The sequence below is a fragment of the Caenibius tardaugens NBRC 16725 genome, from assembly GCF_003860345.1.
Taxonomy (GTDB): domain Bacteria; phylum Pseudomonadota; class Alphaproteobacteria; order Sphingomonadales; family Sphingomonadaceae; genus Caenibius; species Caenibius tardaugens.
In genome coordinates this window covers 802,555-815,234 of record NZ_CP034179.1, presented here as the reverse complement: position 1 = coordinate 815,234, position 12,680 = coordinate 802,555, and the positions used below count along the sequence as shown (strand labels likewise).

10 protein-coding genes and 1 pseudogene are annotated in these 12,680 nt (G+C 58.1%); 2 read left to right on the top strand and 9 right to left on the bottom strand.

Translation table 11 applies throughout. From position 1 onward, the window contains the following. Positions 1-193: 193 nt before the first annotated feature. Both EGO55_RS03840 and EGO55_RS03835 read right to left on the bottom strand, forming a co-directional pair. A pseudogene (locus tag EGO55_RS03840) lies at positions 194-891 on the bottom strand (IS6 family transposase). A gap of 81 nt (positions 892-972) precedes the next feature. Continuing rightward, positions 973-2,133, bottom strand: a complete 1,161-nt coding sequence (locus tag EGO55_RS03835) for an IS110 family RNA-guided transposase (RefSeq protein WP_040717778.1) — start codon at positions 2,131-2,133, stop codon at positions 973-975. Between the two features lie 159 nt (positions 2,134-2,292). Between EGO55_RS03835 and EGO55_RS03830 the strand changes: the two genes are divergently transcribed. Then, positions 2,293-3,261 (top strand): restriction endonuclease, encoded by a 969-nt coding sequence (locus tag EGO55_RS03830; protein ID WP_124916687.1) that lies wholly within the window; start codon positions 2,293-2,295, stop codon positions 3,259-3,261. Between the two features lie 56 nt (positions 3,262-3,317). On the opposite strand, the gene EGO55_RS03825 is transcribed toward EGO55_RS03830, so the two are convergent. The 7 genes from EGO55_RS03825 to EGO55_RS03795 form a co-directional block, all read right to left on the bottom strand. Continuing rightward, positions 3,318-3,776, bottom strand: coding sequence for a hypothetical protein (locus EGO55_RS03825; RefSeq protein WP_021692054.1), 459 nt, complete (start codon positions 3,774-3,776; stop codon positions 3,318-3,320). Further along, entirely contained in the window at positions 3,773-4,303 is a 531-nt protein-coding gene (locus tag EGO55_RS03820) for a DUF5681 domain-containing protein (RefSeq protein ID WP_124916686.1), read from the bottom strand. The genes EGO55_RS03825 and EGO55_RS03820 overlap by 4 nt, the downstream gene beginning before the upstream one ends. Then, on the bottom strand, positions 4,300-5,637 hold the full coding sequence (locus EGO55_RS03815; protein WP_021692036.1) for a site-specific DNA-methyltransferase: 1,338 nt from the start codon (positions 5,635-5,637) through the stop codon (positions 4,300-4,302). The genes EGO55_RS03820 and EGO55_RS03815 overlap by 4 nt, the downstream gene beginning before the upstream one ends. Positions 5,638-6,474: 837 nt before the next feature. Continuing rightward, positions 6,475-8,469: an ATP-binding protein gene (locus tag EGO55_RS03810; RefSeq protein ID WP_021691210.1), complete on the bottom strand. Its 1,995-nt coding sequence runs from the start codon at positions 8,467-8,469 to the stop codon at positions 6,475-6,477. Continuing rightward, the gene (locus EGO55_RS03805; RefSeq protein WP_021691209.1) at positions 8,462-9,859 is read right to left on the bottom strand and encodes an SIR2 family protein; all 1,398 of its coding nucleotides are present in this window, start codon (positions 9,857-9,859) and stop codon (positions 8,462-8,464) included. Before EGO55_RS03805 ends, EGO55_RS03810 begins: the two co-directional genes overlap by 8 nt. A gap of 38 nt (positions 9,860-9,897) precedes the next feature. Then, on the bottom strand, positions 9,898-10,452 hold the full coding sequence (locus EGO55_RS03800; protein ID WP_040716731.1) for a hypothetical protein: 555 nt from the start codon (positions 10,450-10,452) through the stop codon (positions 9,898-9,900). A 239-nt stretch (positions 10,453-10,691) separates the two neighbouring features. Beyond that, positions 10,692-11,999 (bottom strand): NAD(P)/FAD-dependent oxidoreductase, encoded by a 1,308-nt coding sequence (locus EGO55_RS03795; RefSeq protein ID WP_040716730.1) that lies wholly within the window; start codon positions 11,997-11,999, stop codon positions 10,692-10,694. Between the two features lie 49 nt (positions 12,000-12,048). On the opposite strand from EGO55_RS03795, the gene EGO55_RS03790 reads away from it, so the two are divergent. Next, positions 12,049-12,672, top strand: coding sequence for a TetR/AcrR family transcriptional regulator (locus tag EGO55_RS03790; protein WP_021691207.1), 624 nt, complete (start codon positions 12,049-12,051; stop codon positions 12,670-12,672). Positions 12,673-12,680: the final 8 nt, after the last annotated feature.

Genomic DNA, 12,680 nt, shown 5'->3' with positions numbered 1-12,680 from the left:
CAACGGATGATCAACGCGTCAAATGGTGCTGTCAGCCCGTTGCGAACTGCTCTCCGTTTGGCGAAGTAGGCCCAGGTCTGAGCTGAGCTTATCCCATAAGCGATTGCCACTCGGGGAGAGCTGCCGAGGGAGGTGTCAGTCGGTTGCGAACTGCTCTCCGTTTGGCAAAGTGGGCCCAGGCCCGTGCTGAGACTCATCCCATAAGTGATTGCCACTCAGCCAGTGCGGCCGAACGGCGAAGCTTGAATGTCTGTCTGTCGACGAGGTGGCGTTCCGAGTTGAAATGGTTGGTGAGAGAGGCGTGGACCGCAGCGAATTTTTGTAGCGATTTCATATGCCGGAATCGTTGCATCGCACGTTCTCTTCGCCGGAAGGGCAAGTGTGAATTTTCTGCCCGATTGTTGAGATAGCGCCCCATCTCACGGCGCTCGAGATTGCCCAGATCCTTCATCGCAGCAGGATAAGAACGCAGCCCGTCAGTGACGATCTTGTCAGCTTGCCCATGACGCTTCAGCGCCTTCTTCATGAAGCTTAAAGCTGCGGTTTCTTCGTGACGTAGCTTTCGAGAACTTCGCCCTCGTGATCAACGGCGCGCCACAAATAAACCATCTCACCGTTCAGACGGACATACATCTCATCAAGGTGCCAACGCCAGTACCGAAAACCACGCATCCGTTGCACACGCTGGCGGCGAATGTCGGCTGCAAAGAGAGGGCCAAATCTATTCCACCAAAGACGCACGGTCTCATGACAAAGATCGATCCCTCTCTCGAAAAGCAGGTCTTCGACATTCCGCAGCGACAGGGGAAACCTGATGTACATCATCACCACGAGGCGGATCACTTCAGGCGATGAGTGAAAATATCTGAACGGATTTGGCGTCTTGCTCATCCGCCTAGGTTAACGGCGCGGGGAGGGCAGGGCCATCCTTTTGACACCACCGTCCGACGGGACGGATAAGTGTAAATCGTGTCAGGCGCGAGCTGCCTGCATCATCTGACGATGCGGCTCGACGGTCTCTGTCTTGAACTGGAAGTGGGTGCCATCGCGCCACATGCCGAACAGGATGACGGCGAGCTTACGCGCGACGGCGACCTTGGCCTTGTTGAACCCGATCTTCTTCGCCAGCCTGATGCCCCAGTCCTTCAATGACGAAAAGGTCTTGGTGGCGGACAGCAGTACCGTTGCAGCTGAGACCAGATGCGTGCGGGTCAGCCGATTGCCCATCTTACTGATTTTGCCATGAACAAGGCTTTCGCCAGACTGGTAAACACGCGGCGTGAGCCCGAGATAGGCGGCGACATCGTCGGCTCGCCGGAAGCGGGAAGGTTCTTCGATCGCGGTAAAGAATGACAGTGCAGTGATGGCACCGATGCCGGGCACTGCCATGAACCTCCGGCATACCGGGTTGGCGGCTGCGAGTGCTTCCAGTTCGGTCTCGATCCGGGCGGTATCCGCCTGGAGCCGCTCGCACAGGTCGAGCACCGGCACTATGCGCGGCCGCAGGTTAATGCCTTCCCGGTCCTGGATGATAAGCAACTGCTCGACGACCCGGTCGCGGTAGGTGGCCGATGACTTGGCGCCAGGCTCGACCCGCCCACCATAGACGCGCAACAGGCCACGGATCATGTTTTCGTTGGCCAAGCGTTGCTGGACCAGACGATGGCGCATGATGAGCTGGGCGCGCACCTCAAAGCAGGCCGTGCTCTTCACATAAACTTCGGTCAGATAGTCGCGGCCCGTCCGCGTGATCTCAGCTATGCCACGCGCATCGTTGGTATCGGTCTTGTTGCGCTTCAGGGACAGCACACGATGGACCTGCAGCGCGTCCATCACGGCGACTTGGTAGCCCTGCTTGCGCAGTCCGCTGGCGAGGTGCGCGGACATCGCACCGGTCTCCATGCCCACGACCGATACATTGGAGGCGAAGTTCTTTGCGAGATAACGCCCAATTTCGATCGGATGTGTTTTCATAGAAGCCTGGTGGACGACCTTACCGTCGCGATCCAGCACGCACACCGATGTAGATTTGAGGCCGACATCGAGGCCGACCCAAACGCGGCCACATGCCGGGTCTACTTCCGCCGCGGCCCGGATCGCCAGGATCTCGGCGTTCGTGATCTTCTTCGTCATCATGTCATCTCCCTTCCATCGTGCAGCACCATCGTGCGCCCGTTTGCAGAAGAGAACAGACCTCAGCTAAACCACAACCGGCTTTGGCCGTCGCCCCGAGAGGACATAGGCGCGACGACAATGCCAAAGTGATCCGTCGCCCCAATGAGGAGTGCGACGGTGCTGGATACGACGACAAGAATTGCAGAAGAGACGCTGGGACGGCTGAAGCAGCCTTCGGCGGTGCGCTTTATACGCCTGGGACAAGGCGGAACCTGGGCCGAGGAAGCGATTGCCAACGGTACGATCCCCTTCAAGTATCGCAATGTTGCGCATGCGCCTTGTGCCGCAGGCAACTGGGATGAAGTCCGGCGCCAGATCCTGGCCTCGGGCCGCAAACAAGGTGCCCTTGGCGGTGATCTGCGTGAACTGCGCGATTTCTATGAACTGGACGATCACTGCCTGTGGGTGACGATTGCCGGTGGCCACTTGTGGTGGGCCTTTGCAGAAGGCCCCGCCATAGCCAGCAACGAAGAGGGGGAGGATCGCCCGATGCGTCTGCGCAGAACCCTTGATGGCTGGCACAGCTACAATCTTCAGGGTGATCCCCTTACCGTAAAAGCGTTGAGCTCGGTGCTGACACGGGTCACCGCCTACCAGCGCACCTTATGCAAAGTGGGCCCCGATGAGTATCTGCTGCGCAAGATACGCGGAGAAGAAGAACCCGTAGTGGCCGAAGCGGTTGCCCTTAAGAACCAGCTCGAGGATGTCACTGCCCGGATGATCAGCCAGCTCGACTGGCGTGACTTCGAGATCATGGTCGATCTGATCTTCGCCCGGGGTGGATGGCAACGTCAGTCAGCCACAGGGGATGGGGAAGTTGATCTCGACCTTTTCCTGACCCATCCCACCACTTCGGAATCGGCATGGGTGCAGATCAAATCAAGCGCCACCCAGAAGGTGCTGGATGATTATGTCGAACGTTTCCGCAAATCGGGCGCGGATCGCTTCTACTTTGCGTGCCATACGGCCAAAGGGAACCTGGTGCTTGAAGATCAGCCGGGCATGCACGTCTGGATCGGACCTGAACTGGCCCGGCGCGCACTGGGCGCAGGACTGCTCGACTGGCTGATCGAACACGTCAGCTGAGCGGATGCTCCCTCTGCTTCCATTCGTACGGGTCAACCGGCGAATGGAAGCCTGGTCTAACGGATCAGCCTTGCTGACCGTCTGGGCAACGATCCGCCAGGGTTTGAAGGAGGCCTCTGCACAACAGGTGCAGCAACCGTGCTCGCCTGAGGCTGCACTACTGCTGCGGGCATCTCTGGCGGTTGGGTATGCTGACAGCGAATGTCTTCCTGCCGGGCCCATTCTTCCACACTGAGCGCTTCGGGCACGAGAAGCAGACCTTGCGTGGATCCATCGGTTGGCTCAGGAACACGCATCCTATGCAACTTCTCGAGCCGCTTTGCCGCTTCGATGTCGCCTGTCATGGCAAGATTGCGCAGGGTCAGGAGCAAAGCCTCAACTATCGACACCTGCCGCGATACGCCACCTGCATCGCGCAGCATGATCGTGTCGCCTGCAAGATCGTGAACCAGCGTGCGCGTGTTGACCGAACCGGGAGGACGACCACGACCACGCGCCTTGCGTTTGCCGCTCATGCTGCACCGCCTTCCTGAAGATCGGGATAGCCGATTGCGCTATCGATCTGTGCCTGTGTCTCGCTACGGCTATGCAGATAGGCGTTACGCGCCCAGTCCCGCTGCGCAGCCGTGAACGTCTTGCGCTGGCCAAACCGGCTATGAAGAAGGACCCCCATGTCAAAAGGCATGCTGCGGGTGTCCACATGGATGACGCCCGGCACGCGCTGTGCAGCTGGCGCTGTGGTCAGCACGCCATGCTGTACAAATGCATCGAGTATATGGAACAGCGCTTTGCGATCGCCGGCAAGAGCGGATTTGACCAACTTACGCAGTGCAATTTCCCGCGGGACCATCTCCTTCTTGCGGTTACCCGCACGTACCGCAACCGGTTCATCGAGAATGCGCAGCACATCGGTCTCGTGCACGGGCTTCTTCTTGCGCCTGCCACTCACATTGCCCGAACGTCCGGGCTGAAAGCGTGTGTGCTTTGGCGGCCGGCCGTAACCAACCTCGTAGTCTGCCGGGTTGTCTGTCATGTCGCTCATGCCATCACCTCTTCCGTGGCGAGGAAAGCGAGCCGTTCGGCTTCCACATCGGCAAAGCTCTGACTGGTGCCGGCCAGAACCGCATCGATGCCGCACACCTGCTTCATCCGACGCACGATAACATCGCAGTAGTGTGGATCGATCTCAATCGCCCGGCCGAACCGTCCGGTGCGTTCTGCAGCAATCAGTGTCGTACCCGAGCCCCCAAAGGCATCAAGCACAATGCCATTGCGATGCGAACAGTCCCTGATCGCATCGGCGACAAGGTCGACAGGCTTCACCGTTGGATGAAGCGCCAGATCACCCCGGTCCTGACCAAAACTGTTTACCCCGGCATAGGTCCAGACATTGGTCCGGTTGCGCCCATGACGGCCCAGTTCGACATTGTTGATGTGTGCCGTAGTGCCAGACTTGAATACGAACACCAGTTCGTGCTGCGAACGATAGAGCGAACCCATCCCGGCATTGGTCTTGGCCCAGACGCAGATGTTCTTCAGCTCATCATAGACGCCGTCACCTGCCATCAGCAGCTCATGCGCATGGCGCCAGTCCATGCAAATGAAGTGCAGGGCCCCTTCTGCCGAATAGGCGGCAAGGCGCGTCATGCCGTCGACAAGGAACCGGATAAATTCCTCACGCGTCATTTCTCCGGAGGCCATGGCAAATTCGCGGTGGCGGATACGGCCAAGGCCGGAGACATGCCCCTCAATCGGGACATTATAAGGCGGATCGGTAAAGACCATCTGCGCCCGCTCGTCACCCATCAGGATATCATAGCTCGCCTTCTCAAGCGCATCGCCGCAGTACAGCTTGTGATCGCCAATCACCCACAGATCACCAGACCGGGTGACAGCTGGGCCATCGGTCATATCCGGACAACTATTATCGGCGCCATCGCTATCGATCGCAGGTGCAGCGTGCAGTTCATCCAGCAGGATATCGATCTCGGGCAGTTCGAACCCGGTGATGGTGACATCCAGATCGATGTCCAGTGCACTCAGATACGCAAACTCGAGGGCCAGCAGTTCGCGATCCCATCCCGCATTTTCAGCGAGGCGATTGTCGGCAATGACATAAGCCCTGATCTCAGCTTCGCGCATATCCGACAGACGCACTGTGGGCACTTCATCCATGCCGATCAGTTTTGCCGCTTCCAGCCTGCCGTGTCCGGCAATCACGCCGTTGCCATCATCGATCAGCACGGGATTGGTAAAGCCAAACCGATGGATAGACGCAGCGATCTGCTCGATCTGCTTTTTGGAATGTGTGCGGGGGTTGGTGGGCCTGGGCTTTAAGTCCCCAATTGGCCGGTACTCGATACTCAGTTTTGCCATTTTCATGCTCCTTTGTGTTAACCGGAGCTTTCCCATGGCAAGGGCGAAGCGCCGGGGTTAAACCTCGACCATCTTTCTTCCCTTTATTAAAACCCGCACCCCATGGCTTGGATTCGAGGTATTGGTAACGACCGCCAATGATTCGTGGCAAGTGAAAAATCACTCTGGATCGCACATTTTTAAATCGCCCGATTTGATGACTTTCCTTTTATGTTTTTCGGTCTTGCGGGACGGTGGACTGCATCTTGAAGGCGCAGATCGCCATGACAGAAAATGATCCCTGTTCACGCGCGTAAATTCCCTGTTCCGGGAATATTATTTCCCTGATCCGGGACGCGAATTTCCGTGAATTACGGCTATATAACAGGTGGTTGCACGCCAATATCCGCAGCACTCACGAATTTGACTAATATATTCCCTGTTAAACAGGGAAATATGCGCGAAACTGCGATGCTGAAATTGGTCAGTCAGAGGCGAATGGGACAAGCCGTACTGCGACGAGAGGGGGCAGAGAAAACCCGTGAATTTGTCCGCCAGATTCTCTCTTTGGCATTCTCTGCGCTACGCCTTGCGCGGCAAACGCCGCGGAACCGCGCGGTTCGTGCGAGGGCTGGGTGCTACATCTCGATATCTGGAGACTGGCTGGCGGGCCACGCCCGATGAGGATGGGCACTATACCTACGCTATCGCACTATGATTGGGCCACCGTGTAGCGTCTTTCTCCGCCGATTGTCGCCGTAGAGGGCAGCGGCCTGTTCGCCTAGGTGGTCCCCATTTCTAGTGTTTTGAAATGAGCCGCTGCACAATGCCATGAGCAGGGCTGGCGAAACCTGCGCGTCAGGCACCCCACGCATCGATGACCTGCGACAGCGGGAACGGATTCTGTTCCTTGCGCCACTCATGATAGGGCGCGGCCGTCTGACTATAAGGGCCGGGTTGAGGCCGGTCGAATTGAACCCGCGTCGGAATATGAAAGGCGCTACCGAATACGATTGCCTCGCCTGACGACAGGATAGTCACCTGATCGAGCAGCCGTCTCGCCTGCATTGGAATGATGCGCCGGAAATGGTCGATATCGTCAGGATTTTGTAGGCGATGGCTGATAAAGTTGGCGCACTGGCTGATGATCGTCTGGCTGATCTCGCTCGGCCGCTGGCTGGCGATGATGAGTGAAAGGCCGAATTTGCGCCCCTCTTTGGCGATGCGCTCGTATGTCAACCGCGCTAGGCGATGACCGCGATCCTCGTCTGAGCGGGCCGGGCGGGCATAGTTGTGCGCCTCTTCGAGAACAAGCACCCACGGATGCTTATAGCGCGAGGCTGCGGGCAGGCGCTCACGCGCCTCCAGCAACACCCGCCCGATCACCGCGCAAGCATAGGGAAGAACCTCGTTGCTCAACATTGACAGGTCGAGCACCGAGACTTTCGGTCCCGTTGCAGCACCAAGCCCGAAGCGTGCGAACCATGAGGACAGCTTCTCGATCTTCGTATCGGTCTCCTCATAGTTGAGGAAGGCGCGCCATCGCTTGTCGTCGAGGCGGGTTTTCAGCCGCAGCTTCAACGTCGTCAGGTGGGCATCGACGCGAAACGTATCCTCCTTGGATACGGCCCGATTGATAAGCGATGGATCGGTCAGGGTTGCGCGGGCGATCGGCAACGGAGAGTCCGCAGTGCGTGCACCGGCCTCCGCCGTGCCGCTACCACCGACGATCTTGGCGCGAATCGCGTCTTTCAGCTTCTCCGCCTCCGCAGCTATGGCGGCCTGATTGTTCATGACCTCGGTGTTGAAATCGTTAGCTGACCTATGAGCGGTAAACAGGCCAGCGAACGGGTCTGTATCAATGTCTGTATCGGCGAGGTGGCCGACCACGGCATCGCAATAGGAGCCGGCTGCCTTCTTCTTGATCTTCGTCAGTTCGCTCAAGAGCTGGTCGAGCGCGCTCATGCCATTCTGAAACGCTCCCATGCTGGCGGCGGCGGTGGCACTGCCGCCCTTGGCAATCGCCCACCAGTCTTTCAGCACGGGCTCCTGCGTTTGCTCCGACGCGCTCAGCCACGCACAGATTTCTTCGGCGTTCAGAAACCAGAGCGGAAGGCTGAACTCCTTGCCATTGAGGTAGATGCGATCCGGCAAGCGTTGCGCCGCTTCAGCCGTCGGGAAGGCCTTGGCATACTCGCCATTGATGTCGAGGATGAAGACGTGCGGCTCCTCGGCCGCGCCATCGAGCGCAGCCATCGCCTTCTGGATCAGGCTCGACACCGAGAAGGATTTGCCCGAGCCGGTATTGCCCACGATCGCGAGCGGCCGCGAGAACAGGTCGTTATAGGAGGCCCGCACGACGTTGCGGTCTTGGCCGGTCGGGAATCCGATCTTCAGATCGCAATCGAAATCCTTCGCGTCATAGTCCTCTGGCTTGTTGCGCCGCGGTGGTATCTCGAACACCGCGCGAAGGATGTCCGGCGATCCGATCTCCGCGGGAGTGTCGAGTGTTGGCAGCACCGAGATGCCTGGACTGAAGGTAGGCTCCTCGTCCTTGTGCTCGATCGTGCCCAGCAGCTGTACGCTGGCAACGCGGCGTGGTTTCATCAGTTCGAGGTTTAGATCGTCCCCGCTACCGGGATCGAAGGTCTCGCGAGCTTCCAGATCGGTGATGATGCCGATGACCGTTTCCCCCGCACCGAGCGAGAAGGTCAGATAGGCGTTGATTGCGATGGCCGCCTGCACGCCGTCTAGCGTGGCGCGTAACGCCGACCGAGTTTCGGGCAGCAATTCGACCTTCACTCGGAAGCCTTGAACCGACACGATGTGCCCGACGAGGCGCGGATTATCCATCCGCGCCCTCCGTGTCCGCTCCGGCTGATGTTGCGGACGAAGCGATCTGCTTTTCGAAGCGGCGCAAGCGAAGGAAGTCGTCGAGCCACTGCACGTCGGGCATCACCGTTCGCGCAAAGTCGTCGAAGGTCGCGAGCTTGAATGGTGTTGCTGAGAAGGCATCCGTCGTCGGACATAGGACGAAGGCGCGCTTACCGAGATCCTTGTATCGCCGGATGCGTGCGATCACCGGACTGTTCGGATTTGGTTCGACTACCAGCATCACAAGCGACGGATTCATGAGCGCATTCTCGATGATCCGGCTGACATGATCGTCGCCGAAGCCATAGCCCAGCACGAGGAGGAAGGTCTGGGGGATGCCGAGCCGCACCTGAAAGGACCGGAAGAGGTGAGCGTAGGGCATCGCAAGCGTCTGAGCGAATTTGTTCGCGGTCGGTAGAATCCCGACCGAAGGCGTCCCTCCGACCAGAGACAGAAGCGACGCGGCTTTCTGCTCGGCCGTCATGGCGGCGTAGGTCTGAAAAGGGGTCAGATCAGGATGACGCGCGCGCATCTCGGTGCCCTGCTCGAACCAGTGGATCGAGCCGTGGAGCTTGTAGAAATGCAGGAACTTGTCGAAGCGCCGTACACGGCCCTCCGCCACCTCGCCCGGATAGTAGATGTCCAAACCATAAACGGAAGGGTCGAACCGGCCGGCTGCGCGGCCGGTGAAACCGTCAAAATACTGGACGCCGAGCAGCTCCAATGCCTGCTCGAAAAGCGTGTCGTAATTGAGCGTGAAGAGATGGGTGCGTCCGAGGTTGCTATCGCGAGCCACGAGTTTGGATAGAAATGCAAGATGCGGCACGATGCCATCAGCGGACGCGGCCAGCCCCGTATCAGGGAGCGAAAGCGCGCACTCGGCGAAAATCGCCATGCGAAGGCGATCGACGAGCCAACGCAGATCGGCGACGCTGGGCGCCGGCGTACTGGGCCACGTCACGGCGGAAAATGGTCCGCCCGTAGACTCCGCGACGACCAGAGCATTGGCGACGAACGAAAGCCATGCCTCGAAACCGATCGGGTCATCATCGTCGAAGGCGGCGAGAAGGACAGCGTTCTTGCGGGCTTCGATGATAGCAGCGACCGAGGCGGGGATGTCGGGCAGCGCCTGGATCGTGGCGAATACAGCCGTTTCGAGATTGGCCATCGTCTTACCGCCGACGGAAACCGACGTGCCCGATCCCGTCAGAACGACGAGATTCTCCATTCGTAGCCATTCGGATATGAGCGCTTGAAGGCGGACACGCCCCTGCTTCTGATCGAGACCCGCCAGTAGGTTCCCGATGCCGCCGTCTTCAGCGAGGCCAATGAGCTGATATTCGATAGGTGCCGGCGGCACGGTCGTCATAATATTCCCCCAGTCAGTCCCCGCGATCGTGACTGGCCTTAGCCGAATACCTCCGAGCCTGCACCACGCATATCCATCACGAGCTTTTCGGCGAACCGGCTCGCTATTCGATGAGGAGCATGATTTGCTATTCCCGAGCTGATGCCGGGGCACGATTCTTGATAGCGATCTTCACACCATCGGCGCACATTGTCGCGGAGCGCCCGGTCGCTAAGTATGAACGCTGCGACGCTGACACCGATCACCATCCGTCGAATGGCGGTAAACGGATAGCGGCTTGAAAGCTCCAATCCGTAATCGCGCGCGCTCAGCATGGTGTGAGCTTGCCAACGTGTCTCTGGGCGGTGTCTGAAAAACTGCTCCACAGCTTCGATTTGGCGATCTGATGGAAGATCGGAGTTCAGACTACCAACGACCGGGAACGTCTGCTGGACCGTAAAGGTCTCGACGTCGCCCTCACGTCCAACGAAGCGGACAATCTTCTGCCGGCGGCGATTAGCGGGCCGGTTCTTTCGGCGATAACATTTGCCCGCTGCTGCAAGGTCGAGCGTGAATTCTTGCCTGGCCGTTAGATCGTGAGATTCTATCGTCATGTCGCCATGCCTCCGGCGAAATATGGAAAGCGGGTTGCTTACAACGCGGCCGTGGTGTCGCTGGGTACATCGTCGCGACCGACACGCGCTGGCATAGATCTCGGTGATTTACCGCAGGGCGCGTCTCCTGGCTGCAATCCAGTTCAAGTGACATCGGCGGATGCCGACAAACTCATTGCGCTACTCGGCACGGAGTATTTGAGACGGTCATGCATTTACCGAACTAAGCCGCCAGAAGATCAATCGAGGCGGATCGCCGAGCGCAGCCGCATGTTGAGACGATCCACCATCCAGACAAGACTTCCGCGCCAAAAACCGTACAACCGTGCCTGATGGCTGCGGTACAGCATTGCATGGCTCAACTGGGCCAGTCTTCCTCTTATCGTCGTTCCCTTGAATAATCCGTATTTTCCGAGTGAGCCAAAAGCATCATATTCGGCAAGCGATACGAGAGAACCGAAATCCCGATAGTTAAAATCAGGCGGCCGCTTTCCACGCGAGATGACGGCGGGAAGATGACGAATCAAATGCTGCGCCTGCTGGTGGGCGACCTGCGCCGTTGGCGGCAGGGGACGTTCCCCTTGGGACAAGGTAAGGCTTGAGCAATCTCCGAGTGAAAAAATGTTTGGGTCCTGTGTCGTCTGCAGTGACGGCAGCACGACAAGTTGGTTGCCTCGGGTGCTCTCGAGTCCATCGAGATTGGTCAGAAAAGCGGGCGCTTTCACGCCGGCAGCCCATACTTTGAGAGACGCGGTGACCGTTGGGCCATCGTCAAGCTCGAAGCCTTCCGTCGTTGCCGCACTGACCTTAGAGTTAGTCATCACCCTGATGCCGATACTCTCAAGCCTCTCCTCCGTTGCCTGCGAGATGTCGTCTGGAAAGGCCGGCAACAAGCGTGGCCCACTCTCGATCAGGGTGATCCTGATCCGGGATGATAGTGCTGGGGCGCCGTAGGCCTCCGCGATCTGCGTGAGTTGCATTAGTTCGGCCGCGAGTTCGACGCCGGTCGCGCCACCGCCTACTATTGCGATGGATAAGTCCTGTTCCTGCGCGACGGATTGCAGCATCCGAATACGGACTTCACGGTTGAATGCGTCAGCCTGCAAGCGGGAATCAATTTTGAAGCAATATTCCTGTACACCAGGTGTTCCGAAGTCATTGGCCTCGCTTCCAACCGATATGACGAGAGTGTCGTAGGCGATTTCCCTTGCAGGAACGAGCAACCGACCATCTGGAGCATGGAGCGGAGCGAGGCCTATCGTGCGATTGGCCCGATTGAGACTGCACATCTCGCCAGGCTGATATTCGAAGCCAGCATCTCGGGCTTGTGCGAGATAAGGCGTCTGCTGTTGAGATATATCACGTGTACCTGCCGCGATCGTGTGAAGCATCGGCTTCCAGATATGGGCGGAATCACGATCGACCAATATGACAGCCGGCATACTCTGATCGTTCTTCGACCGGCGTCCGAGCGAGGTGGCAATTTCGACCCCTGCTACTCCACCACCCACCACAACGATCCTTCTGCGCCGCCTGTCGACATTCATAAACGATCTCCAGATTGACATTAGGTTAGTGATAGCTCACATAAATCGAATGTCCAAATCGAATATCGCTGCACGCCGTGGCCGACCGGCCGATCCTCAGGCACGTGCTAAGCGTCGCTCACAGATTCTGGAGGCTGCGCATCGATGCTTTGCGCGGAAAGGGTTTCACCTTACGACCGCCGCGGAGATCAGTGCTGAAGCCGAGATAAGTGTTGCCGGCCTCTATCAGTATTTTCCGAGCAAAGACGATCTCATTCTAGCTCTGATCGAGTTAGATCTCGCCGAAAGCGTTGGCCTCATCGAAGTTCTGATGGCCAGTGAGAACTTTTTTGATGGTGCTGAAAGCATACTCCTCTTGGCTATGCAGGACGAACGGCAGCAAGCCATGTCGCGCCTTCGGCTAGAAATTATAGCTGAAGCGAGCCGCAAACCGGAAATTGCTGAGATTGCGATCTCCTGCGACCAGCGTTTTACCACGGCGATGGTTCGAGCCGTCACTTTGGCACAAGCAAAAGGCCAGATCGCAAGTTCAGTCGATCCGTATGAGCTAACGATCGCATTTAACTGTATAATGGATGGGCTGTTCGGGCGCATTTGTTTACCCGGTTACGCTCGCGCTCAGTTAGTGACTGCTTGCGTCGATATGATGCGCCGCGCCGCCGTACCAATCTGATTTCTAAG